This window comes from Kitasatospora sp. NPDC036755, assembly GCF_040636595.1.
In the GTDB taxonomy this organism is placed as follows: Bacteria; Actinomycetota; Actinomycetes; order Streptomycetales; family Streptomycetaceae; genus Kitasatospora.
Map to the genome: position 1 here is coordinate 1 of NZ_JBEZUT010000183.1, position 17,280 is coordinate 17,280.

Annotated in this window: 7 protein-coding genes; all 7 read left to right on the plus strand. The window is 74.9% G+C overall.

Features of this window, described 5'->3' with window-relative positions:
* Positions 1-188: 188 nt before the first annotated feature.
* The 7 genes from AB0E96_RS25085 (at position 189) to AB0E96_RS25115 (ending at position 17,144) form a co-directional block, all read left to right on the plus strand.
* The gene (locus AB0E96_RS25085; RefSeq protein ID WP_359827516.1) at positions 189-1,073 is read left to right on the plus strand and encodes a MetQ/NlpA family ABC transporter substrate-binding protein; all 885 of its coding nucleotides are present in this window, start codon (positions 189-191) and stop codon (positions 1,071-1,073) included.
* Between the two features lie 3 nt (positions 1,074-1,076).
* Complete coding sequence (locus AB0E96_RS25090) at positions 1,077-2,117, plus strand: ATP-binding cassette domain-containing protein (protein WP_359827517.1); 1,041 nt, start codon at positions 1,077-1,079, stop codon at positions 2,115-2,117.
* Complete coding sequence (locus tag AB0E96_RS25095; RefSeq protein WP_359827518.1) at positions 2,114-2,776, plus strand: methionine ABC transporter permease; 663 nt, start codon at positions 2,114-2,116, stop codon at positions 2,774-2,776. Before AB0E96_RS25090 ends, AB0E96_RS25095 begins: the two co-directional genes overlap by 4 nt.
* Before the next feature lie 222 nt (positions 2,777-2,998).
* Complete coding sequence (locus AB0E96_RS25100) at positions 2,999-4,915, plus strand: cellulase family glycosylhydrolase (RefSeq protein ID WP_359827520.1); 1,917 nt, start codon at positions 2,999-3,001, stop codon at positions 4,913-4,915.
* Between the two features lie 376 nt (positions 4,916-5,291).
* Positions 5,292-8,354, plus strand: coding sequence for an amino acid adenylation domain-containing protein (locus AB0E96_RS25105; protein WP_359827521.1), 3,063 nt, complete (start codon positions 5,292-5,294; stop codon positions 8,352-8,354).
* A 55-nt stretch (positions 8,355-8,409) separates the two neighbouring features.
* On the plus strand, positions 8,410-14,022 hold the full coding sequence (locus AB0E96_RS25110; protein WP_359827523.1) for an amino acid adenylation domain-containing protein: 5,613 nt from the start codon (positions 8,410-8,412) through the stop codon (positions 14,020-14,022).
* The gene (locus AB0E96_RS25115) at positions 14,019-17,144 is read left to right on the plus strand and encodes an amino acid adenylation domain-containing protein (RefSeq protein WP_359827524.1); all 3,126 of its coding nucleotides are present in this window, start codon (positions 14,019-14,021) and stop codon (positions 17,142-17,144) included. Before AB0E96_RS25110 ends, AB0E96_RS25115 begins: the two co-directional genes overlap by 4 nt.
* The last annotated feature ends 136 nt before the right edge of the window (positions 17,145-17,280 follow it).

Genomic DNA, 17,280 nt, shown 5'->3' on the forward strand with positions numbered 1-17,280 from the left:
CCATCTGGCTTTGCACCGGCCCCCCGCGGGGCGCGCGCCCGGAGTTCCGGGCGCGCGCCGTCCCTTCGCCGCCGGCCTGTCGGCTCCACCCGGTGGGTGTGAGGCGTTCTGTTGCGAGGTATTGCACCTTCATGAACAGTGGCCTTCAAAACCAAGGTCATCGAGGAATCTGACCTACGGTTGCCAGCATGCTGAGCACCAACAAGCGCCGGTACGCGGCCACCGCCATCGCCGGTCTCCTCGCGATCGCCACCCTCACCGCCTGCGAGGACAAGGGCTCCCACGGAGCGGGCGGCCGGATCCGGATCGGAATCTCCGGCAGCAGCTCCGACTGGGACGTCCTGGCCCGCAAGGCCAAGGCCGAAGGCCTCGATGTCGAGCTGGTCACCTTCGACGACTACTCGCTGCCCAACAAGGCCCTGGCGGCCGGGGACATCGACCTCAACGCCTTCCAGCACCTGGCGTTCCTCAGCCAGTTCAACGCCGCCAACCACACCGACATCGTGCCCATCGGCGCCACCGCCGTCGCCCCGCTCGGCCTGTTCTCCAAGAAGTACAAGTCCGTCGGAGAACTCCCCGACAAGGGGCAGATCGCGATCCCCAACGACCCGACCAACCAGGGCCGGGCGCTGCGCGTCCTGGAGCAGGCCCAACTGATCAGGCTCAAGGACGGATCGGGCCTCCAGAGCACGCCCGAGGAGATCACCGACAACCCCAAGCACCTGAGGATCACCCCGATCGACGCGCAGCAGACCCCGCGTGCCCTGGAGGACACCGACGGCGCGGTCATCAACAACGGGGTGGCCGGCCAGGCCGGGATCGACCCGACCGGCTCGATCTTCCACGACGACCCGAACAACCCGTCCACCCGCCCGTACATCAACGTCATCGCGGCCCGGGCGAAGGACAAGGACAACCCGACCTACCGCAGGATCGTCGAGCTCTACCACTCGCCCGAGGTGCAGAAGGCCGCCGCCGAGGAGTCCAAGGGCGCCAAGGTGCTGAGCGACCTCGACCCGGAAGCGCTGCAGGCCGAGCTCGCCGGCCTGGCGAAGGCCGCGAAGGCGGGCTGATCCGTGATCGAGCTCCGCAACCTCTCCAAGACCTTCCCCGGAAGCGGGAAGTCCGCCCCCTTCACCGCCGTCGACGACGTCTCCCTCACCATCCCGCGCGGGAGCGTGTTCGGCGTCATCGGCCACAGCGGCGCGGGCAAGAGCACCCTGCTGCGGCTGATCAACCAGCTGGAGCGTCCCACCTCGGGCAGCGTCCTGGTGGACGGCCAGGAGCTGTCCGGCCTGAGCGAACGCCGACTGCGCGAGCACCGGCGCGGGATCGGCATGGTGTTCCAGCAGTTCAACCTGTTCGACTCCCGGACGGTGTACGGCAACACGGCCTACCCGCTGAAGCTCGCCGGACTGCCGCGGGCCGAGGTGCGGGAGCGCGCCGAGCAGGCGCTGCGCTTCGTCGGCCTGGCCGGCCTCGCCCGCCGCCACCCCGAGCAGCTCTCCGGTGGACAGCGCCAACGCGTCGGCATCGCCCGGGCGTTGGCCGCCTCGCCGAAGGTCCTGCTCAGCGACGAGGCCACCTCGGCACTCGACCCGGAGACCACCGGCGAGGTGCTGGCCCTGCTGAAGCGGGTCAACGAGGAACTGGGCATCACCATCGTGCTGATCACCCACGAGATGGACGTCATCCGCCGGATCTGCGACCGCGTCGCCGTGATGGACGGCGGCCGGGTGGTGGAGACCGGCGACGTCTACGAGGTCTTCGCGAACCCCCGGCACCCCACCACCGCCGCCTTCGTCCGCTCGGTCCTGCCCGAACGGCCCGCCGGCGAGGCGCTGGAACGGCTGCGCGAGCGGCATCCGGGGGCGCTGGTGACCGTCCCGTTCCGGCACGACGGCGACCTCGGGCGGGAGCTGTCCGGCCTGCTGCGCCGGCACGGCCTGGACTTCTCCCTCGTCTCCGGCGGGATCAGCGAGGTCGGCCGGCGGCCCCTGGGCAGCGTGACGCTCGAACTGCACGGCACGGAGGCCGAGGTGGCCGCGTTCCTGGCGGACCCGCAGGTCGTCGGCCTCACGTCCGCGGCGGACGCCCGCAAGGCGGTGGCGGCATGAAGGTCGACTGGGAGCTGTTCCGGCCCAAGCTCGTCGACGCCACCGGCGAGACCGTCTACATGGTGCTGGTCACCCTGCTGCTCTCCTCCGTGCTGGGGCTCGCCCTGGGCCTGCTGCTCTACGCCACCCGCAAGGGGAACCTGCTGCAGAACCGGCCCGTGTTCGCGGTGCTCAACCTGCTGATCAACCTGGTGCGCCCGGTGCCGTTCATCATCGCGATCATCGCGCTCGCGCCGCTCACCCGGGCGGTGACCGGCACGATGATCGGCACGGACGCCGCGGTCTTCCCGATGGTCGTGGTGGCGACCTTCGGCGTGGCCCGGATCGTGGAGTCCAACCTGGTCTCCGTCGACCCGGGCGTGATCGAGGCCGCCCGGGCCATGGGGGCCGGTCCGCTGCGGGTGCTGCTCACCGTCCTCGTCCCCGAGGCGCTCGGTCCGCTGGTCCTCGGGCTGACCTTCGTCCTGGTGGCCCTGATCGACTTCTCCGCCGTCGCCGGGATGGTCGGCGGCGGCGGGGTCGGCAACCTGGCGATGACCTACGGCTACCAGCGCTTCGACACCTCGGTGATGGTCGTCACCGTCGCGATCCTCGTCGCCCTGGTGCAGCTGGCCCAGCTGGCCGGCAACCTGCTCGCCCGCAAGGTCCTGCGCCGGTGACCCGTCAGGAGGCCGGGGCCTGACCGGCCCCGCGCTCGCGGGGGCGGGCACCGGGCCCGGGTGCGCCGGGCACTGCGGCGGGCCCGCTGACCTCCACCCGGGAACGACCGGCAAGACGCCCCCGAGCCCTTCCCGGGCCCGGGGTTCCGTCATATCGTCGGTTTTCGCCGAAGGCGCCGGGTGCGCCGGATGCCGGGCCCGAGCCACCTCACCACAGCGGGGATGACGATGAAGAGTCTTGCGGCGCGACTGCTCGCCCTGGCCGCGGCCCTGCCGGTGCTCGCCGGCCTGGCGGCGGGGCCCGGGGTCGCGGCGCCCGAGGACGGGACCCGGGCCCCCGCGGCCGCGTCCTGGACCGGCCCGCTGAGCACCCGCGGCCGCTACGTCGTGGACGCCAGGGGGGAGCGCTTCAAGCTGAAGTCCGCCAACTGGGCCGGGGCGCAGGGCACCTGGCAGGGCAGCGGCAGCACCGACGACCCGGCGAACAACCAGGCCGGCCAGGTGTCCCACAACATCCCGCTGGGCCTGGACCGGGTGCCGGTGGCCCGGCTGCTGGCCGACTTCCGAGGCCTGGGCATCAACAGCGTCCGGCTGCCGTTCGCCAACGCGATGATCCACGACACCACGCCCGTCCCGGACTCCGCCGTCGCCGCCAACCCCCAGCTGCGCGGCCGGACCCCGCTCCAGGTCTTCGACGCCGTGGTGGCCGCGCTCACCGCCGACGGCTTCGCGGTGGTCCTCAACAACCACACCACGAGCTACCGCTTCTGCTGCGGCCTCGACGGCAACGAGCGCTGGAACAGCGGCCAGTCGACGGCGCAGTGGGAGGACGACTGGCTGTTCATGGTGAACCGCTACAAGGCCGACAAGCGGGTGGTCGGCGTCGACCTGCGCAACGAGGTCCGCCGGGACGTCTGGGACGACCCCAACTGGGGCCTGGGCGACGCCCACGACGAGTACGCCGCGTTCGAGGAGGCCGGCAACCGCATCCTCCAGGCCGACCCGGACCTGCTGGTCGTCATGGAGGGCATCAACTGGTACGGCGTCCCCGCCGCGGGGTTCAGCCACGGCCGCCCGATGCTCACCCCGGTCCGCACCCTGTCCCACACCCTGATCGACTCCGGCAAGCTCGTCTACTCCGCGCACTTCTACGGCTACACCGGCCCGGCCAACACCGGCGCGGGCAGCGGCCCGGGCTCCACCAGTGACCCGCGCTACCAGGACCTCACCCCCGAGCAGCTCGCCCGGGCGGTGGACGACGAGGCGCTGTTCGTCACCGGCGCCGGCCAGCACTTCACCGCCCCGGTGTGGATCAGCGAGTTCGGCGCGAACGGGCGTGGCTCGACCGACGCGAAGGAGCAGGCCTGGCTGCACTCCTTCACCGACATCCTGGTCCGCGACGACACCGACTTCGCCTTCTGGCCGCTGGTCGGCTGGGCCGACGCCGCGGGCCGGCCGCTGGACGGCTGGGCGCTGCTCTCCTACGGCCCGGACGGCACCCGCACCGGCCTGACCGACCCCGGGGACTGGCGGGCCGCCGACTGGAACCGGCTGGTCGGCGCACCGGCCGCGAGCGGCCCGGTGCCCGCGGTGGACCACTGGAACGTGCTGGCCCTCGACCACGCCGATCAGAACCTCTCCCGGCGGATGCTCGCCCGCGCGGACTGGAGCCCCGGCAACCGCAAGGGCGACTGTCCGGACGGCCAGCGCCTGACCGCCCTCGCCCGCGGCGACAGCCGGGCCCTGTGCACGGACGCGGGCGAGCCGGCCGTCGGCGGCGGCGACTGGACCACCGTCACCGACGAGCGCTACGTCACCGGGGGCGACTGGGCGTCCGGCTACGACAAGCTCCAGTGCCCCGACGGCGCCTTCGCGGTCGGCTACGGCGTGCGCGACAAGGGCATGGCCGCCCTGCTGTGCGCCCCCGCGGCCGCCCCGCTGCCGCGCACCGGCCGCACCCTCTGGTTCGACCGGGGCGACAACCGGCCCGCCGCCGGCGGCTCGGTGGCGAGCGACTGGGCTCCGGGCCGCTACAAGGGCCAGTGCGCGGACGGCGAGTACCTGGCGGGCGTCGCCTCCACCTGGCAGCGCCTGCAGTACGGCGCCCCGGCCGCCCTGCTCTGCCGCCCGCTCGGCTGACCCCGGGGACCCCGGGTCTGGCGGGGGTGCCACCCGGGCGGCCCGGTGTGACGATGACGAACGATCAGAAGTTCGTCGGTGAGGCCACGTTCCCGCAGGTTGGACGCGTGCATGACGTGTTTTCCGGAGGTCGGGACGACCCTTGACGGCACTGGGCTTCTCTGCCAACCTCTCGGCAGGTCTGGACCAAGATCGGTCTCTCCTCGGGGGAGGGGGCCGGCGCCGATCCGGTCGTCCGCAGGGGGGAACTGCGGGCCGGGAGGGTCGAGGCCGCAGCGGCCCGTCGGCCGCGCCGCCAGAGAATCCGCGGTGCCGGCCACGCCGGCGCCCGGGCACGGGGAACGCACCATTCACCGACTGCCGAATCGAGCCGCCCATGCCGCACACCCTCCCCCCGCAGGCCTCGCCCTCCCAGCGGGGCGTCTGGATCACCGAGCGCCTCGGCCAGGCGCACGGGGTGTTCCACATGCCCGTCCTGGTCTCCTTCGACCGGGTCGACGCCGCGGCCCTCGCGCGGGCCGTCGCCGTGGTGACGGAGCGTCACCCCGCGCTGTCCCAGGTGTTCGTGGAACGCGACGGCACTCTGGTGCCGGAGGCCGGCACCGCTCCCGTCCTCGACGTGGTCGACGCCGCCGGGGACTGCGCGCGGAGCCGGGAGAAGCGGCTGGCCGAGGACACCGCCCGCCCGTTCGACCTGCGGCACGGGCCGTTGGCGCGGTTCACCCTCTACCGGGGCCCCGGCGACACGGCGGCCCTGCTGGTCGTCGTGCACCACGCGGTGTTCGACGGGGAGTCGAAGGACGTCCTGGTGGCCGAGCTCGCCGCGGCCTACGCGCACGCCCTGGACGGGGCCGCCCCGGCGCCCGGGCGGATCCCGCCCGCGCCCATGGCCCCGCCCGACCCCGGGCTGGTGCGCCGCGCGGCGGACCGGTACGGCCCGCGCTGGGCCGCGGCGACCGATCCCGTCCTGCCCGGGCTGCCGCGGGCCGTCACGGCCCCGGCGTCCGGCGCCTCGGTCGGGTGGCGGACGGATGCGCCGGGGCGGGCGGCGCTGGCCGCCGCGGCGGAGCGCTGCGGCGTCACCGTCTTCGAGTTCCTGCTCGCCGCCCTGCACGGACTGCTGCTGCGCTACGGCTCCGAGGCGCCCGCGGTCTCCGTGCCGCTGTCCGTCCGGACGCCCGAACAGGCCGGGGAGATCGGGCTGTTCGTCAACGAGCTGCCGGTGCACGCCCCGGCCGGCGCGGACGCCGGGACGCCCTTCGCCGCGTACGCCCGGGCCGTGCGCGCCGAGGCCCGGGGCGGGTACCCGTTCCGCGCGGTGCCCTTCGGCGAGGCGGTCGGCGGTCTGACGCCGCGCGCCGGGCTGGCCCCCGTGTCGTTCGGCTACCGGCGCGGCCGCTCCGCCGACCCGGTGTTCCCGGGCAGCACCGCCCGGGTGGACCGCGCGGTGTTCAACGGCGCCGCCCGCAACACGCTGCACCTCCAGGCCGTCGACACCGCCGAGGGGATCGCCTTCTCGCTCCAGTACGCCCCGGCGGTCCTGGCGCCGGAGGCCGCGGAGCGCGTCGCCGGGCACTACGCGGCCCTGCTGGCGGCCGCGACGGCCGAGCCCGAGGCCCCGCTGGGCACCCTGGAGCTCCTCGGCGAGGCCGAGCGGCACCTGGTGACCGAGGAGTGGAACGCCACCGCCTCCGCCTACCCGCACCATCGCACCGCCCTGGACCTGGTGCGGGAGCGGGCCGCCGAGGCGCCGGACGCCGTCGCCGTCAGCGCGGGCGCCGAGCGGCTGACCTACCGCGCGCTCGTGGAGCGGACCGACGAACTGGCCGCCGTCCTGCGCGGGGCCGGGGTCCGCCCCGGCGACGTCGTCGCCCTGCACCTGGAGCGCTCCGCCGACCTGCCCGCCGTCCTGCTCGCGGTGCACGCCGCCGGGGCCGGCTACCTGCCGCTCGACCCCGGCCACCCCGCCGAGCGGCTCGCCTTCCTGCTCGCCGACTCGGGCGCGGCCCTGCTGGTCGCCGACCGGGAGCCCGCGCCCGACGTGGTGGCGGCGGCACCGGCCGTACTCCGGCTCGGTGAGGGCCGGGCCGAACCGGGCCCCGCCGGGGAGGCGGCGGCCGCGCCCGGCACCCTCGCCTACGTGCTGTACACCTCCGGCTCGACCGGGCGCCCCAAGGGGGTGGAGATCGGGCACCGGGCCCTGGTGAACCTCCTGACCGCGTGCGCCCGGCTGCTCGGCTCCGGGCCGCAGGACGTCTGGCTCGGCCTGACCTCGCTCTCCTTCGACATCTCCGGGCTGGAGATCCTGCTGCCGCTGACCACCGGCGGCCGGCTGGTCCTCGCGCCGGACGGCGCCGCCCTGGACGCGCCGGGCACGGTCGGGCTGATCCGGCGCGAGGGCGTCACCCACCTGCAGGCGACCCCCTCGGGCTGGCGGGTGCTGCTCGGCGCCGGGCCGCTGCCGGCCGGGCTGACCGGGATCGTCGGCGGGGAGGCGCTGCCGCTGCCGCTGGCCCGGGAACTGCGCGGCTCCCTCGACCGGCTGGTCAACGGGTACGGCCCGACCGAGGCGACGATCTACGCCACCTGGGCCGACGTCCCCGCCGGTGCGGACGCCGTGGTGATCGGCCGTCCGGTCGCCAACACCCGGGCGTACGTGCTGGACGCCGACGGCCGGCCGCAGCCGGTCGGCGTCCCCGGGGAGCTCCACCTGGGCGGCGACGGCCTGGCGGAGGGCTACCGGGGGCGGCCCGAACTCACGCAGGAACGTTTCCTCGATGACCCGTTCACCGGCGGCCGGATGTACCGCACCGGCGACCTCGCGGCCTGGACGCAGGACGGCGAACTGGAGTTCCACGGCCGGATCGACGACCAGGTGAAGATCCGCGGCCACCGGATCGAACTCGGCGAGATCGAGGCCGCGCTGCTCGACCACCCCGCCGTCACCGCCGCGGCCGTCGCCGTGCGCGAACAGGCCGACGGGGCGCCCGCGCTGGTCGGCTACCGGGTGCCCACCCCCGGCAGCGCGCCGCTGACCGACGCGGACCTGCGCGACCACCTGCTGCGCACCCTGCCCGCCGTCATGGTGCCCCGGCAGTTCGTGGCCCTCGACCGGCTGCCGCTCACCCCGAGCGGCAAGCTCGACCGGCGCGCGCTGCCCGCCCCGCCGCCCCTCCCGTCGAGCACCGCCGCCGAACCGGCCGGCGGCGAGCAGGCCGACGAGCTCACCGCGAGCATCCTGGCGATCTGGGAGGAGGTGCTGGGCACCTCCGGCCTCGGCCCCGACGACGACCTCTTCGACCTCGGCGGGCACTCGCTGACGATCATGCAGATCACCGCCCGGATCCGCGCCGCCCACGGGGTCGAGCTCGCCTTCGACCTGTTCTTCGACGCCTCCACCCCGGCCGCCCTGGCCGCCGTCGTCCGAGAGTCGCGTTGACCGCCGCCGACCGCCCCAGCGCGCCCTCCCCGCTCCACGCCCGAACGGACTGCCGATGACCGACACCCAGGACCTGCCCGCCGGCTGGTCCGCCACCAAGAGATCCCTCCTCGCCCAGCGCCTGCGCGGCGCCACGGCCCCGGTGCGGGCGGTCGAACCCCGCCCCGAGGGCAGCGCGCCACCCCTGTCCAGTGGACAGGAACGGCTCTGGTTCATGGACCAGTTCACACCCGGCGGGACGGCGTACACCCTCGCCCCGGCCCGGCGGCTGCGCGGGCCGCTGGACCGCGCGGCGCTGGACGCCGCCCTGACCGCCCTGGTGGCGCGGCACGAGGGCCTGCGGATGACCTTCCCGGTCAGCGAGGACGGCCGGGCCGAGGTCCTGGTCGCCGCCCCGGGCCCCTTCGCCGCCGCCTTCGTGGACGCCTCGCCCGACCCCGACCCCGGCCGAAGAGCCGCGGACGAGATCGGGGCACTGACCGCCACGCCCTTCGACCTCGCGGCCGGACCGCTGCTGCGCGCCCTGCTCGTCCGGCTCGCCGACGAGGACCACGTCCTCGCCCTGGTCATGCACCACATCGTCGGCGACGGCTGGTCGATCGACATCCTCAACCGGGAACTGGACCTGCTCTACGAGCGGTTCGCCCACGGCGCCGAGAACGAACTCCCGCCCCTGCCCGTACAGTTCGGGGACTACGCGCGCTGGCAGCGGGACCGGCTGGACAGCGGCGCCCTGGCCGCCTCCCGCGACTACTGGCGCACCGAACTCGCCGACGTCCCCGCCCTGGAACTGCCCGCCGACCGCCCCCGCCCACCGCTGATGACCTACGGCGGCGCGGCCGTGGAACTGCACTGGAGCCCGGAGCTCGCCGGCGCCGTCGCCGAGTGCGCCCGCGCCCACGGGGCCTCGACGTACATGGTGCTGATGGCCGGGCTCCAGGTGCTGCTCGGCCGGCACACCGGCCGACAGGACTTCGCGGTCGGCTCCGCGGTGGCCGGCCGGCTGCACCGGGAACTGGAAGGCGTGGTCGGCGCCTTCGTCAACATGCTGCCGATCCGAGCCCGGCCGACGGACGGGCTCACCTTCGGCGGGCTCGTCGGCCGGGTGCGGGAGACCACGCTCAACGCCTACACCCACCAGGAGGTGCCCTTCGAGCAGATGGTCGCCGACCTGGACATCGAACGGGACGTCAGCCGCTCCGCCGTGTTCCAGGTGACCTTCGCCTACCAGAACTACGGCGACCGCGCGGCCGCCGCCGCACCCGCCGCCCCCGCCGAGGGATTCGGGCACGCGGCCACCACCAGCCACTCCGACCTCGCCCTCTACCTGCGGGAGAAGAAGGACGGCGGGCTCTTCGGCCTGATCACCTACCGCACCGACCTCTTCGACGCCGACACGGTGCGACGGCTCGTCGAGCGCTTCGAGGTGCTGATGACGGCGGCGACGGCCGACCCGGACCGCCCCGTCGACACCCTGCCGGTGTCCACCGCCGCCGAACACCGCGACCTGGTCGAACGGTGGGCGGCCGGCCCCGAACTCCCCGCGGACGGACCGGGAACGCTGACCGCACTGCTCTCGGCGGCGGCCCGGCAGGCGGGCGACCGCCCCGCGCTGGTCTTCGAGGACGCCACCGTCACCCACCGCGAACTCGACGCGCGGGCGACCGCGTTGGCCCGGCGGCTGAAGGCCCTGGGCGTCGGCCGGGACGACCGGGTCGCGGTCTGCCTGGAGCAGTCCCCGGAACTGGCCGTCGCCCTGGTCGCGGTGCTGAAGGCGGGCGGCTGCTACCTGCCGCTCGACCCGGAGCAGCCACCCGCGCGCCTCTCCCACCTGGTGGCCGACGCCGACGCGCGCGTGCTGGTGACGGACGCGCGGCTGCGGGACCGCTTCCCCTCGTACGCGGGCACCGAACTGCTCGTGGACCGGCCGGACGGCCCGCGGGACGAAGCACAGGACGGACCGCTCGCCGAGACCTCCGGACCGGACGACCTCGCCTACGTCATCTACACCTCCGGCTCGACCGGGCAGCCCAAGGGCGTCGCCGTCCAGCACCGCGAGATCCTCAACTACCTCACCGGCGTGCGGGACCGGCTGCGGATCGAACCCGGTGCCCGCTACGGACTGCTGCAGTCCCTGTCCTTCGACTTCAGCATCACCATGCTGTACCTGGCGCTCACCACCGGCGGCAGCGTGCACCTGCTGCCGCGCCGCATCGCCGGCGCCGAACTCGCCGACCACATCGAGGCCTCCGCCCTCGACTACCTCAAGATGACGCCCTCCCACCTGGCCGCGCTGTCCGCCGACGCCCCCGTCGAGCGCCTGCTGCCGCGCCGGGCCCTGGTGCTCGGGGGCGAGGCCTCCTCCTGGGCCTGGGCCGCCGACCTGGCCGGCCGGGGCGACTGCGCCGTGTTCAACCACTACGGCCCGACCGAGGCGACGGTCGGCGTCACCGTCCACGAGGTCCTCCCCGGGGAGCACGGCCCGGGCAGCACTCCGATCGGCACCCCGCTCGCCGGTGCGCGCTGCTACGTGCTGGACGCGGCCCGCCGCCCGGTGCCGCCCGGCGTGACCGGCGAGCTCTACCTCGGCGGGGAACGGCTGGCCCGCGGCTACCTGGGCCGCCCCGACCTGACGGCCGAACGCTTCGTCGAGGACCCGTTCGCCGGCGGCCGGATGTACCGCACCGGCGACCTCGCCCGCCGGCGCGCGGACGGCGTGCTGGAGTACCTGGGCCGCGCCGACGACCAGATCAAGGTCCGCGGCTACCGGGTCGAACCCGGCGAGATCGAGGCCGCGCTCACCGCCCTGCCCGGCGTCACCCAGGCCCACGTGACCGTCCGCGGCGAGGGGATCCGGCAGAACCTCGTCGCCTACCTCGAACACCCCGACCCCGCCGGCGCCCCCGCCGCGGCCGACCTGCGGACCGCGCTCGGCGCCGTCCTGCCGGACTACATGGTCCCCGCCCGCTTCGTCGTCCTGGAACGCCTGCCGCTGCTCGCCCACGGGAAGATCGACCGCAAGGCGCTGCCCGAACCCGAGGACGCCGCCCAGGCCGCCGGACACGTCGAACCCGAGGGCGGGACCGAGACCCTGATCGCCGAGATCTGGGCCGAGGTGCTCGACACCGCCCAGGTCGGCGCCCTGGACGACTTCTTCGAGATCGGCGGGCACTCGCTGCTCGCCACCCAGGTCGTCGCCCGGCTGCGCCGCGCCTTCCCCGACCTGCCGACCCCGGTCGGCGTGATGGACCTCTTCCGCTTCCCGACCGTCCGCGCGCTCGCCGCCCTCGTCACCGACCCGGGCGCCGACCGGGGGCCGCGCGGACTGCTGCACCGGCTCACCCCCGAACGCCGCCGCACCACCGCCAGCGTGGTCTGCGCGCCCTACGGCGGCGGCAGCGCGCTGATCTACAAGCCGCTCGCCGACGCCCTGCCCGAGGACTGGGCGCTGCACTCCATCGCCGTCCCCGGACACGAACTCGGCGAGGAGCCGATGGACGTCGACGAGGTCGCCGACCGCTGCGCCCGCGAGATCGTCGAGAACGTCGAGGGCCGGATCGTCCTGTACGGGCACTGCGGGGTCGGCGTGCGCCTGGCCGTCGAGATCGCCCGCCGGGTCGAGGCCGCCGGCCGGGAGATCGACGCCGTCCACCTCGGCGGCATCTTCCCCTTCGCCCGGCCCAAGGGGCGCGGCGCGGCCGTCGGCGAGCGGTGGGCCCAGCTCCTCGACCGGATGCGCAGCGACCAGGACATGATCAACGGGCTGGCCGCCGCCGGGATGGACACCGACGACCTGGACCCGGAGCAGCTGCGGCTGATCGTCCGCAACCGCCGCACCGGCACCAAGGACGTCGAACGGTACTTCACCCGGATGTTCGGGACCGAGGGCGGACGGATCAAGGCGCCCGTGATCGCCGTCTGCGGCGACCGCGACCCGGCCACCGAGTTCTACCAGGAGCGCTTCCGCGAGTGGCACCGGATCGCCGACACCACCGCCGTGGTGGTCCTCGACGAGGCCGGCCACTTCTACCTCAAGTACCGGGCCGCCGAACTCGCGGACATCGTCACCGGCGTCCACCGGTCGATCGCCGCGGGGCGGGAGGACCGCCACCGCCGGACGGACGGCGCGACCTGGTGGCTGGCCGGGCTCTCCCGCGACGCCGAACGGCCGGCCGCGGACGACGCGCGGGCACCCGTCCGCCCCACCATGCGCCGGTTCCTCACCGTCGCCTCCGGGCAGCAGGTGTCGATGATCGGATCGGCGCTCACCGAGTTCGCCCTCCCGGTCTGGATCTACCTGCGCACCGGCTCGCTCGCCCAGTTCGGACTGCTGGCCGCCTGCGGCCTGGTGCCCGGCATCCTCGCCGCCCCGATCGCCGGCGCCATCGTCGACCGGGGGGACCGGCGCCGCACCATGCTCCTCGGCGACCTCGCCGCCGGCGCCACCCAGGCCCTACTGCTCGTGCTGTACGCCACCGGCGGCCTGGAGGTCTGGCACGCCTACGCGCTCGTCGCCGTACTGTCCGCCGCCCTCTCCTTCCAACGGCTCGCCTGGAACGCGTCCGTCCCGCAGCTCGTCCCCAAGCGCTACCTCGGCCGCGCCAACGGCGTGGTCCAGATGGCCTTCGGCCTCGCCCAGTTCCTCGTCCCGCTGTTCGCCGTCGGCCTGCTCGCCGCGATCGGGCTCGGCGGCATCCTCGCCCTCGACGTGGCCGGCTACGCCGTCGCCATCGGCGTCACCCTGGCCGTACGGTTCCCGGACGTGATGGGCGCCACCCGGCGGGAGAGCATCTCCGCCGAGATCCGCGAAGGCTTCCGACGGGCCCTCGGCAGCAGCCACTTCCGGGCGATGCTGCTGTACTTCGCCGTCCTGAACGTCTTCCTCTCCCCGCTGTTCCTGCTCACCACCCCGCTGGTGCTCTCCTTCGCCCCGCTCTCCGCGGCCGGCTGGGTCTCCACCGCGGCCGGCCTCGGCGCCGTGCTCGGCGGGATCACCCTGGTCGTCTGGGGCGGACCGCGACGGCAGAAGCTGCGCGGGGTCCTGCTCTCGACCCTCGCGGTCGCCGCGGCCTGCCTGCTCACCGGGCTGCGCCCGTCGACCTGGACGGTCGCCCTCGGGGCCTTCGGCATGACCTTCGCGCTCTCCCTGCTCAACGGCGCCTACGCGACCATCGTGCAGACCAAGGTGCCGCTGCGCTTCCACGGACGGGTGATCGCGGTCAACACCATGGTCGCCTGGTCCACCCTGCCGGTCGGGTTCGCCGTGGTCGCCCCGTTCGGGCCCGGGCTCCTCCAGCCGCTGATGGACCGTGACGGCGCCCTCGCCTCCACCCTGGGCCGGCTCATCGGCACCGGCGACGGGCGCGGCATCGGACTGCTCTACCTGCTGTTCGGCCTCGCCATGGCCGCGCTCGCGCTGGTCTGCCTGGCCGTCCCGGTGCTGCGCTACTTCGACCGGGACGTGCCCGACGCCGAACCCGACGACCTGGTCGGCCTCAAGACCCTCCAGGACCGGGCGGCCGTCACCGCCGTGACCGAAGCCACCGCCGTCGCCGAAGCCGCCGCCGAGGCCGCCGTCGCCGAAGCCGCCGCCGGGGCCACTGAGGCCGCCCGCCCGTACCGCTCCGACCTTCCGCACCGCTCCGAGACCGAGGTGACCGTCCGGTGACCACCGCCACCCACCCCCTGACCACCGAACAGCGCCGGCTCTGGTTCCTCCAGCAGCTCCACCCGGACGACGCCGGTTTCAACATGTACCTCAACCGGCGCTGGACCGGCCCGATCGACCCGGAGGCCCTGCGCACCGCCCTCGGCGCCCTGGCCGCCCGGCACGAGATCCTCCGCACCCGCTTCGTCGTCGACGGCCCCGACGCGGCGGAGCCCGTCCAACGCGTCCAGCCCCCCGCCGGGATCGACCTGGTCACGCTCCGGCTGCCCGAGGGCGCCACCGAGGCGGACTTCACCGAGGCCTGCCGCCCGTACGTCAACGCGCCCTTCGACCTCGCCGCCGCGCCGCCGCTGCGCGCGACCCTGATCAGCGCGGGGGAGCGGGAGCACGCGGTCAGCGTCGTCGTCCACCACATCGTGGCCGACGGCTGGTCCTTCCGCACGATGTGGCGCGAGCTGCTCGCCCTGTACCGCGAGGCGATCGGCGAGGCCCCCGCCGAGCTGCCGGAACTCCCGCTCCAGTACGGGGACTTCGCCCGCGCCGAACAGGCCAGGACGGGCGGGGAGGCGGGCGAGGAGGCGTTCCGGTTCTGGGCCGAGCGGCTCGCCGGCACCGGCGTGCTGCGCCTACCCCTCGACCGGCCGAGGCCGGCGAACCCCACCAGACCCGCCGGATTCGTCAGCGTCGACCTCGGCCCCGGGCCGACCGCCGCCCTCGACCGGCTGGCCCGGCAGGAGCGCTGCACCCCGTTCATGGTGCTGCTCGCCGGCTACCAGTGCGTGCTCGCCCGCTGGACCGGCTGCCCGGACTTCGTGGTCGGCACCCCGCTCGCGGGCCGCACCGAGAAGGCGCACGAGGCGCTGCTCGGCTACTTCAACCGCACCGCGGTGATCCGGTCCGACCTCACCGGGGAGCCGGGCTTCCGCGAGGTGCTGAAGCGCACCAGGTCCGCCGCGCTCGCCGCGCTGAGCCGCCCCGACGCCCCCGCCGAGCGGCTCGCCGCCCACCTCGGCCTGCCCGCGGACACCGGAGCCGGGCCGCTCTACCAGGCCGTCTTCGTCCACCAGAGCCAGAACGAACTCGCGGACGGCTCCGGCGGGCCCGCGCTGCCCGCGGGCGTGCGCACGACGAGCATGGACTCCGGCTTCGAACAGGCCAAGACCGACCTGCTGCTCGACAGCTGGCGCACCGCCGACGGCGGCCTCACGCTGTCCTTCAGCTACGACCGCGAGCTCTTCGACCGGGAGACCGTCGAGGCGCTCGGCGGCCGCCTCCGCGAGCTGTACGCGCGGATCGTCGAGGACCCGGAACTGCCCCTGTACGGCGACTGGTTCGTGGGATCGCGGGAACGGGAGGCACTGCTCGCCCTGGGGACGGGCCCGGCCGCGCCCGCCACCGTGCGCACGGTGCTGGAGCGGTTCGCGGAGCAGGCCGCCGCGCGGCCGGACGCGCCGGCCCTGGAGTGCGACGGCCGGACCCTCTCCTACGCCGAACTCGACCGGCGCTCCACCGAACTGGCGCACCGGCTCGGACCGGTGGCCGGCCGGGTGGTCGCGGTGTCGATGGCGCCCTCCTTCGACCTGGTCGTCGCCCTGGCGGCGGTCTGGAAGGCCGGCGCCGCCTACCTCCCGCTCGACCCGGCCCACCCCGAGGACCGGCGGGCCCTGATGGTCCGCGAGGCCGACGCCGTCCTCACCCTCACCGGCACGGACCTGCCGGGGACGGTGGCCGCCGAGCCCGCCCCGGTGGACCGGGAGGGCCTGGCCTACGTCCTCTACACCTCCGGCTCCACCGGGACGCCGAAGGCCGTCGCCGTCGACCACGCGGCGGTGTCCGCCCGGGTCGACTGGATGGCGGGCCCCGACGGCTACGCGCTGGGCCCCGCCGACCGGATCGTCCAGTTCGCCTCCCTCGGCTTCGACACCCACGTGGAGGAGCTCTGGCCGGCGCTGGCGACCGGGGCGTGCGTCGTGCTGCTGCCCGGCGGCGGCCGGACCCTGCCCGACCTGCTGGACGGCCCCTCCGGACGGACCGTCACCGTGCTCGACCTGCCGACGGCCTACTGGGAGGAGCTCGTCGGCCTCGGCGAACAGACCCGCTGGCCGGACGCGCTGCGGCTGGTGATCGTCGGCGGCTCCGAGGCCCGGGCCGACACCGTCGCCCGCTGGCGCCGGCGGCACGCGGACACCGTCCGGCTGGTCAACACCTACGGCCCCACCGAGGCCACCGTGATCGCCACGGCGGCCGAGCTGACCGCCGAGGACGCCGAACGCCGGCCCTCGCTGGGCCGCCCGCTGCCCGGGGTCAGGCTCCACGTGCTGGACGAGCGCGGCGGCCCGCTGCCCCGGGGGTCCGAGGGCGAGCTGTACATCGGCGGCAGCGGCCTGGCCCGCGGCTACCTGGGCCGACCCGACCTGACCGCCGCCGCCTTCCTGCCCGACCCCTTCGCCGGCGGCGTGATGTACCGCACCGGGGACCGGGCCCGGTGGCGGGCGGACGGCCGGCTGGAGTTCCTGGGGCGCGGCGACGCCCAGGTGAAGCTGCGCGGCTACCGCATCGAGCCCGCGGAGATCGAGTCGGCGCTGACCGCGCACCCGGCCGTGTCGCAGGCCGCCGTCCTGGTCCGCGACGGCCGGCGGCTGGTGGCCTACGCCGTCCCGGCCCCGGGCGCCGAGCCCGGGCCGGCCGAGCTGCGCGAGCACCTCGCGCTGCGGCTGCCCTCGTACATGGTCCCGGACACCGTGCTCACCCTGGCCCGGCTGCCGCTGACCCCGAACGGCAAGCCCGACCTCGCGGCCCTGCCCGACCCCGGGACGGCCACCGGGGCGGAGTACGTCGCGCCGCGCACCGATGCCGAGCAGCTGGTCACCGAGCTGTGGCAGGAGGTCCTCGGAGTGCCGAAGGTCGGGGTGTTCGACGACTTCCTGGCGCTGGGCGGGGACTCCCTGCTGGTCACCCGGGTCGCCGCGCGGATCCGCGCCGGGATCGGCCTGGACGTCCCCATCCGCGACGTCTTCGAGAGCAGCACACCGGCGGCCCTCGCGGCACGGATCGAGGCGCTGCTGATCGCCGAGATCGACGCGCTCACCGAGGAGGAGGCGGCGGGGCGCCTCACCGGCTGAGCGGCCGAACGGTCCGGGGCCCGGCGTCCGCGTGTCGCGGACCATGACGTTGTCGTCGAAGTACGGAGTATCGATCTCCACACCATTGTGCGCCCGGGTGACCCCGTTGACCGACCTCTGCAGGGTGTCCGGGTTC

Bases quoted from the DNA above. Each gene is read 5' to 3' on its own strand.
- AB0E96_RS25085 (WP_359827516.1), top strand. From the start codon at position 189: ATGCTGAGCACCAACAAGCGCCGGTACGCGGCCACCGCCATCGCCGGT.
- AB0E96_RS25095 (WP_359827518.1), top strand. From the start codon at position 2,114: ATGAAGGTCGACTGGGAGCTGTTCCGGCCCAAGCTCGTCGACGCCACC.
- AB0E96_RS25100 (WP_359827520.1), top strand. From the start codon at position 2,999: ATGACGATGAAGAGTCTTGCGGCGCGACTGCTCGCCCTGGCCGCGGCC.
- AB0E96_RS25105 (WP_359827521.1), top strand. From the start codon at position 5,292: ATGCCGCACACCCTCCCCCCGCAGGCCTCGCCCTCCCAGCGGGGCGTC.
- AB0E96_RS25110 (WP_359827523.1), top strand. From the start codon at position 8,410: ATGACCGACACCCAGGACCTGCCCGCCGGCTGGTCCGCCACCAAGAGA.